Below are 18,192 nucleotides of genomic sequence, written 5' to 3' on the forward strand. Positions count from 1 at the left end.
CGCCTCGCACAAGGAGAGATGCATGCGCCTGCTGCTGGCCATTTTCCTGCCCTGGCTGCAGTTCTTCACCATAGGCCGGCCGTTCGCCGGCCTGTTCTGCCTGGTCCTGCAACTGACTCTCATCGGCTGGATTCCGGCCGCGCTGTGGTCGGTGTACGCGCTGAGCCAGTACAAGACCGACCAGAAAATCGCCAAGGCGCTGCGGCGCTGACGCCGGCCCGGGCCGGCCCCGAATCCGGGGCCGGCCGCGTCCCGCAACCCCACACCACAAGAAAACCATGACCCTGGCCTCCATCCACTGGCGGCGCGATGTGTTCTCCCGCGCCATGCTGGTTTGCGTATTCACCGGCTTCGCCTCCGGCCTGCCGCTCTACACCCTGATCAACCTGCTGCCGGCCTGGCTGCGCAGCGAGGGCGTCGACCTCAAATCCATAGGCCTGTTCGCGCTGATCGGCCTGCCCTACACCTGGAAATTCCTGTGGTCGCCGCTGATGGACCGCTACGCGCTGCCGCTGTTGGGCCGCCGCCGCGGCTGGATGCTGGCCAGCCAGCTGGCGCTGCTGTTCGCCCTCGGGCTATTCGGCCTGTTCGACCCGCGCGCGGACATCTGGAACATCGCCGCGCTGGCGCTGGCGGTCGCCTTTTTCTCGGCCAGCCAGGACATCGTGCTGGACGCCTTCCGCCGCGAAATCCTCAGCGATGCCGAACTGGGGCTGGGCAACACCATCCACATCAACGCCTACCGGCTGGCCGGCCTGGTGCCGGGCTCGCTGTCGTTGATTCTGGCCGACCGCATGCCCTGGGGCGGGGTATTCGTGGTCACCGCGCTGTTCATGCTGCCCGGCGCGCTGATGACGCTGCTGGTGAAAGAGCCCAGCCTAGCCGCCGGCAGCCCGAAGACGCTGCGCGAAGCGGTAGTGGAGCCGTTCCATGAGTTCGTCACCCGCCAGGGCTGGCAGGGCGCGCTGTGGATATTGGGCTTCATTTTCCTGTACAAGCTGGGCGACAGCATGGCCACCTCGCTGGCGACGCCGTTCTATCTCGACATGGGCTACGCCAAGTCGCAGATCGGCCTGGTGGCCAAGCATGCCGGGCTGTGGCCGGCGGTGGCCGGCGGCCTGCTGGGTGGGCTGTGGATGATCAAGATGGGCATCAACCGCGCGCTGTGGGCGTTCGGCGTGGTGCAGGTGCTGTCGATTCTGGGATTCGCCTGGCTGGCCAGCCATGGCCGTTTCGACAGCGTCGGCGCCGAGCAGCTCGGCATGCTGGCCGCGGTGATAAGCTTCGAGGCGCTGGGCGTCGGCCTCGGCACCGCCGCCTTCGTCGCCTTCATCGCCCGCAGCACCCATCCGGCCTACACCGCCACCCAGTTCGCGCTGTTCACCAGTCTGGCCGCGGTGCCGCGCACGCTGGCCAACGCCGCCACCGGCTACATCGTCGACTCTATCGGCTGGACTTCGTTTTTCTTCCTGTGCACCGCGCTGGCGATTCCGGGCATGATGCTGCTGGTGAAAGTGGCGCCCTGGGGCGACGACCCGGCGGCCAGCAAGGCCTGAGCCTTCACGGCCGACACTGCTCGCCGCCGCCGTCCTGGCGGCACTGGCGGATATTGCCATCCTGGTCCAGCTTCAGCAGCCACTCCTCCAGGCCGGAACCGGTTTTCGCCCTGGCCTCGATGATGAAGCTGGTCTGCTCGACATTGTCGGCCGACGGCAACGCGCTGCTGAAGCCGATATCGAAAGCGGCGGTCTCGATCACCGGCAATGCCGGCCAGGCCAGCGGCCCCTCCTGGTGAAACACGCCGTGCTCGTGATACCAGCGCTGCATGAAGTGGTTGTCCTCCAGCAAGGCCGAGCGCGCCTCCTCCAGCCGGGCGCGCTGCAAGTATGACTGGTAGCCCGGCAGCGCCACCGCCAGCAGCAATGCGGCGATCGCCATGCAGCCGACCAGTTCCAGCAGGCTGAAGCCGCCGACATTTGTCTTCATTCCCTGCGCTCCTCCCAGTTCAAACGCCGCCCCGCCGCCTCGCCGTCGCCCACCCGGTACCAGCTTTGCAGGGTGACCGAGCTGTAAGGCGTGCGGCCCCAGGCCCGCACCGTGATCCGGTACAAACGCCCGGGCGATCCGTCCCGCGCCAGGAAGCCGGGATCGATCAGCTCCACCACGTAGCGCGGATTGGCCCAGCTGAGCCCGCCGCTGCGCACTTGCTGCGGACACCTGGACTGCGCCGGCTCCGGCTCCAGCGGAAAGGCGCGGCTGTTGCCGCAGGGATGCAGCAGCGGCACCGCGCCGTTCGCGCGGCGTTCCGGCGGTTCCTTGGGCTCGCACAGGCCCTTGCCCTGCGGACCATGGCAGCTGGGCGGAAACAGCCGGCCCTCGCCATACAGCTCCGCCGGCCGGGCGGCCAGGGCCGCCATGTCCAGCCGGCGGTCCAGCCGCCACACCCAGTCCTCGGCGCCCAGCAGCGCCTGCCGCGCCAACAGCTGCGCCCGCCGCCGATCCTGGACATTGTCCGCCAGCCGCTGCGCGCTGATCGTCAGCTGGGACGAGGACAAGGCCAGCATGCTCAGCGCCGCCAGCAAGGACAACACCAGCAACAAAGCGCCGCCGCGCTGGCGGCTGGCCCTCACCGCGCGCCTTAGCATGGCTGCAACGGCGTCAGCGCCGCGTCATGGCTCAGCTTGATCACCTTGTCCTCCCCGCTATCCGGATACCACTCCATCGTCACCCGCGCCGCCGCCAGGCGGCCGGCCTCGCCAGCCGTCAACGAGTCGATGCCGCGCCAGGCCCAGCGCGCATCCGGCCCGCAGCCGGTTTGCGCCAGCACCCGCAGCGACAGCGACTTCACCCCATCCAACGCCACCCGCTCGCCGCCGTCGGCGATGCCGCCCAGCGCATCGCGCATCAGCAACTGCCCCGATCGCCCCGGACGCAGCAGGCGGTACTGGCGCTGCCGCGGCAGCCACAGCTGCAAAGAGGGCAGGTGCAAGCTGCCCGCGGCCAGCGCCGGAGACAGCTCCAGCGACGGCGTCGCCGCGCCGCCGCTCCAGCTTGCCTCGCCTCCGGCCAAGCGCAGCGATTGTCCGCAGCTGACCAGCCGGCTCTCGCGCCAAGCGCGCCAGTCGCTGTCCTGCGGCTCCAGCAGCAGGCGGCTCAGTCCGCCCGCGTCGTCCAGCACCGCCTGCCGGTGCCGCAGCCAGCGCCCGGGCAGCGACAGCGTCCACGCAGTCTGGCCGAAATCCTCGCGCCGCCAGGCTTCTTGCGCGCATCCCAGACGGCCGTGCATGGACAAATCCTGCGCCAGCTGCCGCATCGCCCAGCGCGCCTCCTGCCGCCGCTCCAGGCCCTGTCCGGCCAAGCGCACCGCGCGGTCGGCCACCCCGTAAGACGACACCGCCTGCGCCAGCACGTAAGACAGCAAGGCCAGCGCCACCAATTGGCCCAACAACAAGGAACCGCGCTGCCGCGCGCGTTCAGGGCTGCAGCGGCCAGACACCGGCATGCTCCTGCCATTGCCGGCCGGCGCGGCTGCGCCAGGCCACCCGTATCGCCAACTCCCCCTGCGCGCCGCAGCCCGGCCGGGCGAGGGTGGGCGGCACGCCGCCGTCGCCGCGGCACACCACCGCCCTCACCTGTTCGGCGCGGCTGCTGCCCGCGCGCAGCGCCTGCTTGAAATGGCCGAGATCGGCGGCCGCCAGCTGCGCGGAAGTGCACGGCCCCGCGCACTCGCCAGCCGTCAGATGATCGTCATAGCCGCTTTCCAGATAATGCGGCCACAAGCTGTCCGGCCGGGACTGGATGGCGCTGGCCAGGTCGGCCACCGCGTCGTCGATGCGGCCGCGCAGCTCGGCGTCGCGCACATGCTGCAGCGAACGCGCCAGCATGCCGGCCAGCGCCAGCAAGGCCAGCATCCACGCCAGCAGCGCCACCATGGTTTCCAGCAGGCCGAAGCCGGCCTGGCGCCGCCTAGCCGCAATCATCGGACACCTCTCCCAGCCTGGCCCGCCCATCCTCAGCCAGCGTCAGCGCCAGGCACTGGCGGCCGCCGGACAGACGGAACACCATGGCGCCGGCCTCGCGCAAGCGTCCCTCCGCCGTCAGCGTCAATTGCCGCGCCGGCGCGCGCACGGCCACTCGGGCGCCGTCGAACATCGCCAGCTTCAAGCGTTCGCCGCTGTCGTAATAGCCATTGCCGGCGCCGCGGTCGGCGTAGACCAGCGCGCCCTCCGGCCAAACCGCCTGCGGCCCCGCCTGAGGCGGCAGGCAGCCCTGCAGCTCGCGGTTGCGTTTCAGATTGGCCGCGCACAGATAAACCGGCTGATTGCGCCGCAAGGCCTGGGCGCGCGCGTATTGCAGGCTGCCCAGCAAGGCCAGGCCATGGCCGCGCAGCCGCTGCCGCTCCAGCGAGCGGTCGAGCAAAGGCAGCGCGCTGCCGCTGCCGATGGCGACGATGGCCAGCACGGTCATCCATTCCAGCAATGAAATCCCGGCCTGCTTGGCTATGCCCATGCTTTCTCCGCGAATGACGGAACAGCCCACAGTCTGGAAAAACATCGCGAACTCCGCCGCCTCCCCTGTCCCAAAGCCGGAAAACGGCCATGGTCGGCCAGACCAAAGTTCAGGTTGGAAGTGATGCGAAAAGGAAAATCCCCGGCGGAACCGCTGGACGAAAAAACGGCGTCCGCAGACGCCGTTATGATGATTTGCCGCTGGCGCTCAGTGCGCCGCCTCCCAGCTGTCGCCAGCGCCGACCTCGGCCAGCAGCGGCACTTTCAGCGCCGCCGCGCCGGCCATGATTTCCGGCAAACGCCGCTTGACCAACTCCAGCTCGGCCTGCGGCACCTCCAGCACCAGTTCGTCATGCACCTGCATGATCAGCTTGCTCTGCAAGCCGTCGCGCTCCAGCCAAGCCTGCACCGCGATCATCGCCAGCTTGATCAGATCGGCGGCGGTGCCCTGCATCGGCGCGTTGATCGCCGCGCGCTCGGCGCCGGCGCGGCGGCCAGGATTGGACAGCTTGATGTCGGGCAGGTACAGGCGGCGGCCGAACACCGTTTCGACATAGCCCTGCTCGCGCGCCTTCTCGCGGGTGGTCTGCATGTACTCGGCCACGCCCGGATAGCGCATGAAGTAGCGGTCGATGTACTGCTGGGCGGCGCTGCGCTCGATATCCAACTGGGCGGCCAAACCAAACGCGCTCATGCCGTAGATCAGGCCGAAGTTGATCGCCTTGGCCGCGCGGCGCTGGTCGGACGTGACCGCGCCGAGATCGACGCCGAACACCTCGGCCGCGGTGGCGCGGTGGATGTCCTCGCCGCTGGCGAAGGCCTTCAGCATGCCCTCGTCGTCGGACAGATGGGCCATGATGCGCAGCTCGATCTGCGAATAGTCGGCCGACACGATCTGCCAGCCGGCCGGCGCGATGAAGGCTTCGCGCACGCGGCGGCCCTCGGCGGTGCGCACCGGGATGTTCTGCAGATTGGGATCGTTGCTGGCCAGGCGGCCGGTGATCGCCACCGCCTGTGCATAAGTCGTATGCACGCGGCCGGTCTGTGGATAAATCAGCGTCGGCAGCTTGTCGGTGTAGGTGGACTTCAGCTTGGCCAGGCCGCGATACTCCAGAATGCACTTCGGCAGCGGATGGTCCAGCGCCAGTTGCTCCAGTACCGACTCGTCGGTGGAATAGCCGCCGCTCGGCGTCTTCTTGACGCCCTTGGTCGGGATCGCCAGCTTGCCGAACAGGATCTCCTGCAGCTGTTTGGGCGAGTTCAGATTGAATGGCTGGCCGGCCAGCTCGTAAGCTTGCTGCTCCAGTTCCAGCATCTGGCTGCCCAGTTGGTGGCTCTGCGCCGCCAGCTTGTCGCGGTCGATCAGCACGCCGTGGCGTTCCATCTTGAACAGCACTTCGGCCACCGGCAGCTCGATGTCGCGGTAGACCTTTTCCAGATCGCCGGACAGCTCGCCGGCGAAATACTGGTTGAGCCTGAGCGTGATGTCGGCGTCCTCCGCCGAATAATTGGCGGCGATGTCGACGTCCACCTCGCCGAAACCGATCTGCTTGGCGCCCTTGCCGCAGATGTCCTCGTAGCTGACGGTGTTCTCGCCCAGATGGCGGCGCGCCAGATCGTCCATATTGTGGCGCTGGTGGCTTTCCAGCACGTAGGAGGCCAGCATCGAATCATCGGCGATGCCGCGCAGGGCGATGCCGTGGTTGGCCAGCACGTGGCAGTCGTACTTCAGGTTCTGTCCGCACTTTTTCTGGCTGGCGTCCTCCAGCCACGGCTTGAGCTTGGCCAGCGCGGCATCCAGCCCCAGCTGCTCCGGCGCGCCGGCGTAGTGGTGGTCCAGCGGCAGGTAGGCGGCATGGCCGGCCTCCACCGAGAAACTGACGCCGACGATGCGCGCCTGCATCGGATCGAGGCTGGTGGTTTCGGTGTCGAACGACACCACCCTGGCCGCCGCCAGTTTTTCCAGCCAGGCGTCCAGCTGGGCTTCGGTCAATATCGTTTCGTAATGGCGCGTCAGCGCGGCTTCGGCCGGGGCGGCTTGGGCCGCCGGCGCTGCGGCCGGTTCGGCGAACATGTCGCCCTGGGCCTGATCGCCGCGCGGCGCGGCGGGCGCGTCCTCGCCGCGCTGGGCGACAGCCGGCATCTCCGCCCCCTCGGTCACCTCGCGGTAGAAGGTGCGGAAGCCCAGATCCTGGAACAGCTCGGCCAGCCGCGGCTTGTCCTTCCGGCCGTGCTGCAGGCCCGGCAGGCCGTGCGGCAAGTCCGTCGCCAGGTTCACCTCGCAATCGATGGTGATCAGCCGCTTGCCCATCGGCAGCCAGTCCAGCGCGGCGCGCAGGTTCTCGCCCACCTTGCCGCCGACGCTATCGGCCTGGGCGACGATGGCGTCCAGGCTGCCGTATTCCTCCAGCCACTTCACCGCGGTCTTCGGCCCGCACTTGTCGACGCCGGGCACATTGTCGACCTTGTCGCCGATCAGGGTCAGGTAGTCGATGATCCGGTTCGGCGGCACGCCGAACTTCTCCTTCACCCCGGCTTCGTCCAGCAGCTCGTTGGTCATGGTGTTGACCAGGGTGACATCTGGCGTCACCAGCTGCGCCATGTCCTTGTCGCCAGTGGAGACGATCACCTTCATGCCGGCCGCCGCGCCCAGGCGCGCCAGCGTGCCGATCACGTCGTCCGCCTCCACCCCCGGCACCACCAGCATCGGCCAGCCGGAGGCTTGCACCACGTCGTGGACCGCCGTAATCTGGGAGGCAAGCTCCTCGGGCATCGACGGGCGATTGGCCTTGTATTCGGGGTACAGGTCGTCGCGGAAGGTCTTGCCCTTCGCGTCGAAGACGCAGGCGCTATAATCGAATTCAACCTCCTTCTCCAGCCGCCTGAGCATGTTCACCATGCCATAGACAGCCCCCACCGGGCGGCCATCCGGGGAACGCAAATCGGGCATCGCGTGAAAGGCGCGGTACAAGTAAGAAGAGCCGTCGATCAATAACAATGTTTTCATAAAGAGGCAGAAGTATGAGCTTGTCCGATAAGTTGCCGCAGACCAGTGACCGTCACGCCATGATGCAGCGCTTCCGTTCCCGCGAGGCCTGGCACGTGATGAAGATATTGTCGGAGTTTGTCGAGTCGGCCGAGGAACTGCAAGGCATTACCCCGGCGGTGAGCATATTCGGCAGCGCGCGCACGCCGCGCGATCACAAATACTACAAATTGACCGAGGACGTGGCGCGGCGTCTGTCCGATTCCGGCTTCTCGGTGATATCCGGCGGCGGCCCCGGCATCATGGAGGCCGCCAACAAGGGGGCATTTTACGGCAGAAGTCCGTCGGTGGCGCTCAACATCGTGCTGCCACACGAACAAAAACCCAACGATTACCAGGACCTGTCGGTCAAGTTCAACCACTTCTTCAGCCGCAAGGTGATGTTCGTCAAGCACGCGATCGCCTACGTAGTGATGCCCGGCGGCTTCGGCACGCTGGACGAGATGTTCGAGGCGCTGACGCTGATCCAGACCGGCAAGAGCCGCAAGATTCCCATCATCCTGTGCTGCAGCGAATTCTGGACCGGCCTCTTGGACTGGGTGAAAGACCGCCTGGTCAGCGAAGGCATGATCAACCCGGACGACCTCAACCTGATCCAGCTGATCGACGACCCGCAGCAGATCGTCGACACCATTTTCAAACACTACGAGACCCGCGGCTTCGACGCCTTGCCCGAAGAGCGCGAGCAGCTGCTCAACCTGTAACCACCGCATACCAATCAATAAGGACAAACCATGCGCCGCCTCACCGCCCTGCTTCTACTCCTGCCGCTGGCCCCCGCCTTCGCCGCCGACGCCTCCGCGCCGGCCAAGGCGGTGGTGCCTCCGCCCCCCATCATCAGCCAGGACAACTCCGCAGAACCCGAGCCGGAAGTGCGGCTGATCCAGAAAGGCGACGAGAAGATCGAGGAATACCGGCTGAACGGCCAGTTGTACATGGTGAAGGTGACGCCAGGGCACGGCGTGCCGTATTACCTGATCGACGACAACGGCTCCGGCACCATGAAGCAGGTCGACCCCGCCACCCGCATCATGATCCCGCGCTGGGTGCTGGTTCGTTTCTGAGGAGCAGGCATGTCGGTTTACACCACGGTCAGCCGCGAAAGCCTGCAGCAATGGCTGCAGGGCTATGCGCTGGGCCAGCTGCTGGAGCTGCAAGGCATCGCGGCGGGCATCACCAATACCAATTATTTCGTCACCACCACGCACGGCCGCTATGTGCTGACGCTGTTCGAAACCCTGCAACTGGACGAACTGCCGTTCTACCTGTCGCTGATGAGCCATCTGGCCAGGCACGGCGTGGCCTGCCCCGCCCCCATCGCCGACCACACCGACCGCTTCGCTTCGACGCTGGCCGGCAAACCGGCCTGCCTGGTCACCTGCCTGCAGGGCGCGGACGTCAGCGCGCCCACGGCCGCCCATTGCCGCGCAGTCGGCGAAATGCTGGCGCAGATGCACAAAGCCTCCGCCACCTTCCCGCTGAAAATGCAGAACCCGCGCGGACCGCGCTGGTGGAGCCGCGTCGCGCAGCAGCTATACCCGCAGCTGCCGGCCGAGGAAGCGGACTTGCTGCGCGCCGAAATCCAGTTTCAGGACGGGCACCGCTTCGACCATCTGCCGTCCGGCGTGATCCACGCCGACCTGTTCCGCGACAACGTGCTGATGAACGGCGAGCAGATCGCCGGCTTCATCGACTTCTACTACGCCTGCAACGACATCCTGCTGTACGACGTGGCGATCGCGGTCAACGACTGGGCGCGCCGCGACGACGGCAGCCTGGACGACGCGCTGGCGAAAGCGCTGCTGGACGGCTACCAGTCGGAGCGGCAGCTGAATCCGGACGAGCGCGCCAGCTGGCCGGTGATGCTGCGCGCCGCCGCGCTGCGCTTCTGGGTTTCGCGGCTGCAGGATCTTTACCAGCCGGCCAGCGGAGAACTGACCTATACCAAGGACCCCGCGGTTTTCCGGCAACTGTTGCGAGACCACGGCCAACGCACGGTCTTCTGGCTGGATTGACCGCCTTTTCCGATGGCCGCATTGCCATGTTCACAATGTTGTCATCGGATTCCACTTGAAAAGTGTGAAAATTCACTTAACATCAGTGATGAGTAGTAGCTGTTTTCCGGATTCCCGTAGTTCAACCTGAGCAAAGGATTCATCATGCTGCTAAAAAAAATCATCACCGTTACCCTGGCCGTCATGCTCGCTAGCCCGGCGTTCGCCGCCGGCGAAGAAACCGTCGGCGGCACTGCCGGAACCGCAGGCACGGCCGGCACCGCCACCGCCGGCACCGCAGGCATCGCCGGCACCACCGCCGGCATCGCGGGCCTCAGCGTCGGCACCATCGCCGCCATCGGCGCAGCCGTCGCCGCCGCCGTCGCAGTCTCCAGCAACAGCAACTCCTCGTCCTCCCACTCCGCCGCCACGCACCACTAAGCGCCGGAGCGCCGTGATTACGCGGCTCCTCGCCAGGCAGGCGGATGGCTGTCATCACGCCTGCCGGCTTTGACTCTCAAAACTAAAAAATAGCAAAGCATCGCATAGTGTCGTTTGCGTGATATGAAACGCAGCAAAAATCTGCCGCCAGCAAGGCCGTATGATTGACGCGACTCAAGGGGCTGTTCTGAAAACTTGATCCATTCCGCATCTCCGCCAACCGCGCGCCGTCAGAAAATGCGCCGCGGCGGCGGGCGCGCACAGGATCATCCTCTTGGTTTTCCGCTTCCCCTGGCCCGTTGGCGATGGATACAAGGGGGCCGCCTTTCAGGCCGGCAATAAGCAGCGATGGCTGCATCGAATAAATCCAGGCCGCAGCAATGCAGAACAAATCCAGACGCTATCTGGCTTCGGGGGTGTTACAAGGGGGCTTGCCGCTGCTTTTCGCCTGCAGCGCCATCGCCCAACCATCGCTGACCGGGCAGATGGGCTATGTCAACATGCCGTCGGCCCGCGTCGGCGAAGACGGCACCTTCAGCCTTGGCTACGGCTATGACAAGCCGTACGGCGTGCTATGGACTTCCACCACGGTGCTGCCCTGGCTGGAAGTGTCGGGACGCTACACGTCCATCTCCGGCATTCCCGGTTTCGACAATCCGCAATATGGCGGCAATTACGGCAGGTACAAAGACAAGGCCATAGACTTGAAATTCAAGCTGTGGGACGAATCCGCGCTGATGCCGGAAATCTCGCTGGGCACGACCGACATCGTCGGCAACCGGCTATGGAAAAGCACCTATCTGGTCGCCAGCAAGAATCTGCTGCCCGGCCTGGAGGCTTCGCTGGGCTATGGCAAGGACCGCATACAAGGCGCATTCGGCGGCCTGCGCTATACGCCGCAAGCGCTGCCCAACTGGTCGCTGGTCGCCGAGTACGACGCCAACAACTACCGGCAGGATCCCTACGAATCCAGCACGCTGGCCGCCGACCGGAAAAAAGGCCCGGTGGTCGGCATCGAATACCAATGGGGCTGGCTGGGCCTGCAAGTCGCCCGGCAGAAAACCCTCAACAGCGTCAATGCCCACATCGACATCCCGCTGAACGTGAAGGAGTTCGTGCCCAAGATCCAGGAGCCTGACTACTTCCGCGGCGGCCCCGACCTGCCTTCACGCCCCACGCTGGCGCAATGGAAGGACAGCGGCGACTACGCCAGCCAGCTGGCGACCGCGCTCGCCAAGCAGGACTTCAAGAACATCCGCATCGCCATGCAGCGCGACGCGCTGGTGCTGGAGCTGAGCAACAGCCGCATCTCCAATGTCGGCCGCGCTGTAGGCCGCGCCGTGCGCACCGCGCTCTATTTCGCGCCGCTGGAAACGCGCGAAATCAAGGTGGTTTACACCGAGTTCGAGCAGCCGGTCGCCACATACAGCTTTTACGACATGCCCACGCTCAACGACTACTTGCTGGGCAAGGCCAACCGCGCCCGCTTCCTGGAAACCGTCAACATCCGTCCGGGCCGCGACGAGGAAACCCAGCCGCTGGCCAGCCAGTCGCTGGCCCAAGGCCTGAAGGAAAGCATCCAGCTCAACCTGCTGACCAACCAGGAGGGCGACCTGGTTCAAGTCACCAGCAACGACGCCGAAGACAACCATTTCCACATGGCGCCGAAATTCGGCGTCTATTTCAACGACCCCAGCGGCGCCTTCCACTACGACATCATGGCCGAGGCCACCTACAAGCGCCGGCTCGCCAAGGGCCTGTATCTGGACAGCGCGCTGAGCGCCGACCTCTACAACACCATCACCGCCGTGACGCAACCGTCCAACAGCCTGCTGCCGCACGTGCGCTCCGATATCGCCGACTACAAGCGCGTCAAGGCGCCCAAGCTGAACCGCTTCATGCTCAACCAGTACATGACGCTGTCGCCCAATACCTATGCCCGGGCTTCCGTCGGCATCTACGAGGAAATGTACCGCGGCGCCGGCGGCCAGATCCTCTACTACCCCGGCGTGAAGAACTGGGCGGTGGACTTGACCGTGGACGCGCTGCAGCAACGCGACGTCCAGGGCTGGTTCGGCAAGCGCGACTACCAGACCATCACCGCGCTCGCCGCCATGCACTACCAACTGCCGCTGGGCGTCACCGCCACCGTGCGCGCCGGCCGCTTCCTGGCCAAGGACGACGGCGCGCGGCTGGAGTTGAAGCGCCGCTTCCACTCGGGCATAGAGGCCGGCTTCTGGTACACCAAGACCAACGGCAACGACATCACCAGCCCCGGCACGCCGTCCAAGCCATACAACGACAAGGGGATGTTCTTCACCATTCCGCTCAACAGCCTGCTGACCTTCGACAGCCGCACCGCCGGCGACTTCTCGCTGTCGCCGTGGACCCGCGACGTCGGCCAGATGGTGATGACGCCTGGCGACTTGTACGAAATCCTCAGCGACCCGAAGCGCGACATCAACGCCTACGACGGCCTGGGCAATTTCGCCGAACGCCCCGACGAGCAGAACCTGCCCGCGGTCAATCCGCCGCAGCCCAGCTACCACCCGTGGCCGATGATCCGGATGCGGCTGGAAGATTCCGGCACTCAGTGGCTGCAAATGGACGACAAGGCCGCCGCGCTGGGCACCATCGGCTTCGCCACCCTGACCGCGATGGCGCTGGACCGGTCGGTCAATCGCGCTTTCCAACAGCATGAGCAGAACCGCCTGGTGAAGGACTGGGGCAAGCTCGGCAAGGACCTGCCCTACGCCGCGGCGGCCCTGTCCGGCGCGGCGTTCGCATTGGGCGACGACAGGCTGAGCAACACTGGCTTGATCGCGCTGGAATCCAGCGCCGCGGCAGTGGCAGGCAGCGAGCTGCTCAAAGGCTTGGTCAACCGCGCGCGGCCCGACGCCGGCGCCGGTCCCTGGAGCACCCAGCCGTCGGGAGAATCCCGGCTGCAAAGCAGCTTCACCTCGAACCACGCCGCCGTGCTGTTCGCCGCCGTCACCCCGTTCGCCAAAGAATACGACCAGCCCTGGCTGTACGGCGTCGCCGCCTTCGGCTCGGTCGGCCGGCTGGCCAGCCGCGACCACTGGCTGTCCGACGTCACCGTCGGCGGCTTCCTCGGCTACCTGGTGGGCAACTGGCTGTGGCAGGCCCAGCGCGACGACAGCCGTTACCGCAGCAATGTGATCGTCAGCCCCAAGCAGGTAGGGGTGCAGCTTCAGATACCCATCCAATAAGTCTCAATAGCGGGAAGCCAAGCCATGACTGCAAGCATCTTGAAATCGAGCGGAAAAACCCTATTGGCGCTATGCCTGCTGGCGATCAGCAGCTGCCCGCAGGCCGCCGGCGGCGGCAACGTCAGCTACCCCAGCACCACCATGCCCGGCTATGAAACCGACAACAACAACGGGCTCCCCGCGATCAACAGCCTGCCCACCGGCCAGCAGGCATTCGACAAGCCATTCCCGCAACTACAACAACAGAACGGCCGGAGCAACCAGGCTTATCCGCAGCGCAACCAGCCTTATCTCGACGACAACGGCTACGAACTGAACCCGTTGAACGGCAAACCCAAGCTGCCGCCGTTCGCCGACTATGTCCAGAAAGCCACCGAGCAGACCCTGCCGATTTTCGGTAGCAAGCTGTTCCGCAACCCGTACAACAATTTCGAGTCGGCGGACGGCGTGCAGGTCAATCCCGACTACGTGATCGGCAACGGCGACCAGCTGCAAATCAAGGGCTGGGGCATGGTGGACATCGATCTGACCATGACGGTGGACCGCAACGGCGCGATCTACCTGCCGCGCGTCGGCAGCGTCGCCGTCGCCGGGGTGCGCTACCGCGATCTGCAAGGCGTGCTGAAGAAAAGCGTCAGCCGGGTATTCAACAATTTCGACCTCAGCGTCAGCCTGGTGCAAAGCCGCTCGGTGCAGGTGTATGTGGTGGGCCATGCCCGCCAGCCCGGCAGCTATACCCTCAACGCGATGAGCACGCTGCTGAACGCCCTGCTGAAGGCCGGCGGGCCGGACGACAGCGGCAGCCTGCGCCGCGTCGCGCTGATGCGCGGCGGCAAGGAGGTCGCCAAGGTCGACCTGTACGCGATCCTGGTGGATGGCGACAAGTCAGAGGATCAAACCCTGCGCGATGGCGACGTGATCCAGATTCCCGCCGCCGGCCCGCGCGTGGCCCTGCTCGGCGACGTCAAGATTCCGGCCATCTACGAATTCCGCGATGGCGACAACGTCGGCAACCTGCTGCACTGGGCCGGCGGCCTGGAGTCCGCCGCCGAAGGCAAGGAGTTGTGGATAGAAAAGAGCGTGAACAACCGCTTCCTCAATCTGGCGCATGTGCAGAACGACGATCGGCAGCTGTCCGGCATCGCGCTGAAGGCCGGCGACATCTTCCGTCTGCACGTGCCAGGCGCGCAGCCGGTAAGCGTGCAGAAGAACGACGAATTCGTCAGCGTCGGCGGCGAAGTCGGCCACACCGGCACCTTCCAGATCCAGAAAGGCGAAACCTTGCGCCAGCTGATCATGCGCCTCGGCGGCGTCAACGATGACGGCTATGTGTTCGCCACCCAGTTCAAACGCGAAAGCATACGCCAGATGCAACAGCAAAAACTGGACGAAGTGTCCGCCCGCTTCGAGAAGGAGCTGGAGCAAAACGCCGCCGGCCGCCTCGGCAAGCTGACCGACAAGGACGCGATCGCCTCGGTGACGGCCGAGGTGGAGCGCCAGCGCCAGATCGCCGCCAAAATGCGCGAAATCAAGGCCGAAGGACGCGTGGTGCTGGAGATGAAAGATGCCAACGCCCAGGTCAAGGACCTGCCGGATCTGGAGCTGCAGGATGGCGACCAGGTGGAAATCCCGCGCCGGCCCGGCACGGTCAACGTGCTGGGCGCGGTCTACCAGAGCAACGCCTTCATCTACCGGCCGCAACGCTCGGTCAGCGACTACCTGACGCTGGCCGGCGGCGTGGTGGACAGCGGCGACAAGTCGTCGATCTACGTGCTACGCGCCGACGGCACCGTGGCCAGCAGCAACAATGGCAGCTGGTTCTCCGGAGTCGGCGGCAAACGCATCAATCCGGGCGATACCATCGTCGTGCCGGAAGAACTGAACGCCGGCAGCTGGACCCAGTCGTTGAAGGAGTGGACCTCCATCCTGTATCAGTTCGGCCTCGGCGCCGCAGGCCTGAAAGTGCTGAAGTGAGCATGAACCCGACAGCGAAGGAGACGCAGATGCAAACCGCAACCGATGGGCGCGCCAAGGACGAAGTCGACCTGCCGACCCTGCTGGCGCAGCTGGCGCGCCACAAGCGCTGGATCGCCTCCAGCACCTTGCTGTTCGGCGCGGCGGCGCTGGCCTATTGCCTGCTGGCGAAACCGGTTTTCACCGCCACCACCAGCATCATGCCCCCGCAGCAGCAAAACAACGGCATGAGCGCGCTGCTGGGCCAGCTGGGCGGGCTGGCCGGCGCCGCCGGCGGCCTTACCGGCCTGAAAAGCCCGAACGACCTCTATATCGGCATGCTGCAAAGCCGCAGCGTGGCCGACAAGCTGATCCAACGCTACCAGTTGAAACAGCGCTACCAGCAGGACACCATGGACGCGACGCGCAAGGCGCTGCAAAGCCTGAGCAGCTTCGCCAACGGCAAGGACGGACTGATCAGCATCAGCGTCGACGACGGCGACCCCAAATTCGCCGCGGCGCTGGCGAATGGCTACGTCGAGGAGCTGAAGGCGGTGAACCAGTCGCTGGCGGTGACCGACGCCGCCAAACGCCGCCTGTTCTTCGAACAGCAGCTGAAGCAAACCAAAGACCTGCTGACCGAAGCCGAAAGCGAACTGCGCAAAACCCAGGAAAAAACCGGCATGGTATTGCCGGAAGGCCAACTGCCGGCGATCGTCGGCTCGGTCACCCAGCTGCGCACCAATATCGCCGCCAAAGAAGTGCAGCTGGAAGCGATGAAGAGCTTCGCCACCGCGCAGAACCCGCTCTACATCCGCGCCGAGCAGGAGCTGGCCGGCCTGCGCGAGCAGCTCGCCAAACTGGAAACCGGCGACGGCAACGGCCGGGACATGCTGGTGCCAACCGGCAAGGTAGCGCAAAGCGGGCTGGAATACCTGCGCCGGCTGCGCGAAGTCAAATATCAGGAAACCATTTTCGAACTGCTGTCCAAGCAATACGAGCTGGCGCGGATAGACGAGGCCAAGGACTCCTCGCTGATCCAGGTGTTGGACGCCGCCGTGCCGCCGGAGCTGAGAAGCAAGCCGAAACGCAGCCTGGTGCTGGCGCTTGGCCTGTTCGCCGGCTTGCTGGTCGGCACCCTGGCCGCTCTGCTGCGGGCCCGGCTGGACGAGCGCGGCGCGCGGCGCGGCCCATCCCAGGCCGAACCCGCGTTCGCGCTGAAGAACAACGGCTGAGCGGCGCGCGGCCCGCCCACGCGGCTGGCCGCGCCCTTCAGCGTCCTATCGCCCGCATCCGCAAGCGGTAGCCCATCCGGCAGACAAAACCCAGCGCCAACAGCACGCACATCGCGCAGGCCAGCCGCAGCGGGCTGCCCCAGGCCAGCGGCGCCAGCGCCCCCGCCACCAGGCTGGACATCATGGTCTGGCAGAACCCTTGCAGCGAAGACACCGTGCCGCGCAACGAAGGAAACTGGTCCATCAGATTGAGCGTGATGGACGGCGCCGCCAGCGACATGCCGGTGGTGTACAGCGCCAGCGGCAGCACCGCCCACGGCAGCGTCAGCTGATCCGCCGCCAGGTTGTAGGCCAGATTGGCCAGCGCCGCGGCGAACATCAGCCAATAGCCGCGCGACACGATTTCGCGCTGAGAGGCATGGCCCGCCATTCTGCCGGACAGGTAGGCGCCGAACATGATGCCGGACACCACCGGGCCGAACATCCACAGAAACTGGCTGGGCCCCAGGTGCAGGTGCTGCATCAGGAATACCGGCGCCGACGGCACATACAGGAAGAAACCGGCGAAGTTGAACGACACCGCCGCCGTCAGCAGCTGGAAATCGCGCTTTTTGCCCACCTGCCAGTAATTGGCCAGCAGATAACGGACCTTCAGCGGCTGCCGCGCCTCGCGATGGTGGCTTTCCTCCAGGCCGAACCAGCACAAGGCGAACAAGGCGAAGCCGACCAAGGCCATGAACACGAAGATGGAGTGCCAGCCGAAGGCGCCGAACAACCAGCCGCCCACCACCGGCGCAATCGCCGGCGACAAGGAAAACAGCATGGTCACATGCGACATCAGCCGCTGCGCCTCGGCGCCGTCCAGCTTGTCGCGGATAATCGCCCGGCCGACCACCAGGCCGGCGCCGCCGCACAAGCCCTGCAAGCCACGGAACAGCAGCAGCATGCCCAGGCTGTCAGACAGCGCGCAGCCAAGCGAAGCCAGGCCGAACAGCAGCGTGGTGGCCAGCACTACCGGCCGGCGCCCTATCGCGTCGGAAATGGACCCGTGCCACAGCATCATCAACGCGTAACAGAACAGATAAACCGTCAGCGCCTGCTGCATCTGCAGCGGCGAGGCCGCCAGGCTGTCGCCGATGGCCCGCATCGCGGGCAGGAAGGTATCGATGGAGAAGGGACCGATGGTGGATAGAGCTGCCAGCAGGAAAACCAGGCCGAAATGGCTGCGCGCGGATGAGGACATGGAAAAATAATCATAGATAATATTGTCATGTTAACGATAAGCACCCCGCTTGCCAAACACCAGCCGCAAAGCTTGGCAGGCTCGGCCTTTCATGCCACGATGCCGCTACCTTCCACACGCGCAGCGAGCGGATTCCGCCGCCATAACAAGGGAGAAGCCCGATGATCCGTCTTTACCACAATCCCAAGTGTTCGAAATCGCGCGCGGCGCTGGCCCTGCTGGAAGAAGCGGGCGCCGAAGTCGAAGTCGTCGAATACCTGAAGCACCCCCCCAGCGCCGAAGAGCTGGACCGACTGCTGCAGCTGTTGGGCATGGAGCCGCGCGAGCTGATGCGCCAGAAAGAGGAAGAATACGCCGACCTCTACCTTGACGACATCACGCTGGAACGCAAACACCTGATCGCCGCGATGGTGGACAACCCGAATCTGATCGAGCGCCCGATCGCGGTGGGCGACGGCCGCGCCGTCGTCGGCCGGCCGCCGGAGCAGGTGCTGCTCCTGCTGTCCCGCTAAGTTTCCCGCTTTCCCCCTGCGGCCTGCCCT

General features: G+C 65.6%; 18 protein-coding genes. 10 read left to right on the forward strand and 8 right to left on the reverse strand.

Annotated features, from left to right (window positions below):
• Window positions 1–22 precede the first annotated feature (22 nt).
• Window positions 23–211, forward strand: a complete 189-nt coding sequence (locus MY55_RS06180) for a YqaE/Pmp3 family membrane protein (RefSeq protein WP_043576880.1) — start codon at window positions 23–25, stop codon at window positions 209–211.
• Window positions 212–278: 67 nt separating this feature from the next.
• A complete protein-coding gene (locus MY55_RS06185; RefSeq protein WP_065202113.1) occupies window positions 279–1,556 on the forward strand; it encodes an AmpG family muropeptide MFS transporter in 1,278 nt (425 codons plus the stop codon).
• Window positions 1,557–1,560: 4 nt separating this feature from the next.
• Here the strand turns inward: MY55_RS06185 and MY55_RS06190 are convergent, their stop codons facing one another.
• The 6 genes from MY55_RS06190 to polA form a co-directional block, all read right to left on the reverse strand.
• A complete protein-coding gene (locus MY55_RS06190; RefSeq protein ID WP_043576874.1) occupies window positions 1,561–1,986 on the reverse strand; it encodes a type IV pilin protein in 426 nt (141 codons plus the stop codon).
• Complete coding sequence (locus MY55_RS06195; RefSeq protein WP_052878042.1) at window positions 1,983–2,630, reverse strand: pilus assembly PilX family protein; 648 nt, start codon at window positions 2,628–2,630, stop codon at window positions 1,983–1,985. The genes MY55_RS06190 and MY55_RS06195 overlap by 4 nt, the downstream gene beginning before the upstream one ends.
• 8 nt (window positions 2,631–2,638) lie before the next feature.
• The gene (locus MY55_RS06200; RefSeq protein WP_146008376.1) at window positions 2,639–3,496 is read right to left on the reverse strand and encodes a hypothetical protein; all 858 of its coding nucleotides are present in this window, start codon (window positions 3,494–3,496) and stop codon (window positions 2,639–2,641) included.
• Window positions 3,474–3,980 carry a hypothetical protein gene (locus MY55_RS06205; protein ID WP_043576870.1) on the reverse strand — a complete coding sequence of 169 codons (507 nt, stop codon included), beginning with the start codon at window positions 3,978–3,980 and terminating at the stop codon, window positions 3,474–3,476. The genes MY55_RS06200 and MY55_RS06205 overlap by 23 nt, the downstream gene beginning before the upstream one ends.
• On the reverse strand, window positions 3,967–4,509 hold the full coding sequence (locus tag MY55_RS06210) for a GspH/FimT family pseudopilin (RefSeq protein ID WP_065202114.1): 543 nt from the start codon (window positions 4,507–4,509) through the stop codon (window positions 3,967–3,969). Before MY55_RS06210 ends, MY55_RS06205 begins: the two co-directional genes overlap by 14 nt.
• A 207-nt stretch (window positions 4,510–4,716) precedes the next feature.
• Window positions 4,717–7,515 carry a DNA polymerase I gene (gene polA, locus MY55_RS06215; protein ID WP_080770259.1) on the reverse strand — a complete coding sequence of 933 codons (2,799 nt, stop codon included), beginning with the start codon at window positions 7,513–7,515 and terminating at the stop codon, window positions 4,717–4,719.
• Between the two features lie 14 nt (window positions 7,516–7,529).
• On the opposite strand from polA, the gene MY55_RS06220 reads away from it, so the two are divergent.
• The 4 genes from MY55_RS06220 to MY55_RS06235 all read left to right on the forward strand — a co-directional run bounded on the left by MY55_RS06220 (window position 7,530) and on the right by MY55_RS06235 (window position 9,989).
• Window positions 7,530–8,258 (forward strand): LOG family protein, encoded by a 729-nt coding sequence (locus tag MY55_RS06220; RefSeq protein ID WP_021476877.1) that lies wholly within the window; start codon window positions 7,530–7,532, stop codon window positions 8,256–8,258.
• 30 nt (window positions 8,259–8,288) lie between these two features.
• Window positions 8,289–8,618, forward strand: coding sequence for a DUF2782 domain-containing protein (locus MY55_RS06225; RefSeq protein ID WP_047237882.1), 330 nt, complete (start codon window positions 8,289–8,291; stop codon window positions 8,616–8,618).
• 9 nt (window positions 8,619–8,627) lie between these two features.
• The gene (thrB, locus tag MY55_RS06230) at window positions 8,628–9,569 is read left to right on the forward strand and encodes a homoserine kinase (protein WP_047237883.1); all 942 of its coding nucleotides are present in this window, start codon (window positions 8,628–8,630) and stop codon (window positions 9,567–9,569) included.
• Between the two features lie 144 nt (window positions 9,570–9,713).
• Window positions 9,714–9,989: a hypothetical protein gene (locus MY55_RS06235; protein ID WP_043576864.1), complete on the forward strand. Its 276-nt coding sequence runs from the start codon at window positions 9,714–9,716 to the stop codon at window positions 9,987–9,989.
• An 82-nt stretch (window positions 9,990–10,071) separates the two neighbouring features.
• On the opposite strand, the gene MY55_RS23325 is transcribed toward MY55_RS06235, so the two are convergent.
• Window positions 10,072–10,347 (reverse strand): hypothetical protein, encoded by a 276-nt coding sequence (locus MY55_RS23325; RefSeq protein ID WP_155419379.1) that lies wholly within the window; start codon window positions 10,345–10,347, stop codon window positions 10,072–10,074.
• Between the two features lie 22 nt (window positions 10,348–10,369).
• Here MY55_RS23325 and MY55_RS06240 point away from each other — a divergent pair, with 22 nt between their 5' ends.
• The 3 genes from MY55_RS06240 to MY55_RS06250 are packed head-to-tail and all read left to right on the forward strand — an operon-like array spanning window position 10,370 to window position 16,407.
• Complete coding sequence (locus MY55_RS06240) at window positions 10,370–13,219, forward strand: YjbH domain-containing protein (RefSeq protein WP_065202115.1); 2,850 nt, start codon at window positions 10,370–10,372, stop codon at window positions 13,217–13,219.
• 24 nt (window positions 13,220–13,243) lie between these two features.
• Window positions 13,244–15,193 carry an SLBB domain-containing protein gene (locus tag MY55_RS06245; RefSeq protein ID WP_047237885.1) on the forward strand — a complete coding sequence of 650 codons (1,950 nt, stop codon included), beginning with the start codon at window positions 13,244–13,246 and terminating at the stop codon, window positions 15,191–15,193.
• A 29-nt stretch (window positions 15,194–15,222) separates the two neighbouring features.
• Window positions 15,223–16,407, forward strand: coding sequence for a GumC family protein (locus MY55_RS06250; protein WP_244270660.1), 1,185 nt, complete (start codon window positions 15,223–15,225; stop codon window positions 16,405–16,407).
• 37 nt (window positions 16,408–16,444) lie between these two features.
• Here MY55_RS06250 and MY55_RS06255 read toward each other — a convergent pair whose 3' ends face one another.
• Window positions 16,445–17,650 carry a multidrug effflux MFS transporter gene (locus MY55_RS06255; protein ID WP_065202116.1) on the reverse strand — a complete coding sequence of 402 codons (1,206 nt, stop codon included), beginning with the start codon at window positions 17,648–17,650 and terminating at the stop codon, window positions 16,445–16,447.
• Between the two features lie 161 nt (window positions 17,651–17,811).
• Here MY55_RS06255 and arsC point away from each other — a divergent pair, with 161 nt between their 5' ends.
• A complete protein-coding gene (gene arsC / locus MY55_RS06260; RefSeq protein ID WP_043576854.1) occupies window positions 17,812–18,162 on the forward strand; it encodes an arsenate reductase (glutaredoxin) in 351 nt (116 codons plus the stop codon).
• Window positions 18,163–18,192: the final 30 nt, after the last annotated feature.

The organism is Chromobacterium subtsugae, assembly GCF_001676875.1.
Classification (GTDB): Bacteria; Pseudomonadota; Gammaproteobacteria; order Burkholderiales; family Chromobacteriaceae; genus Chromobacterium; species Chromobacterium subtsugae.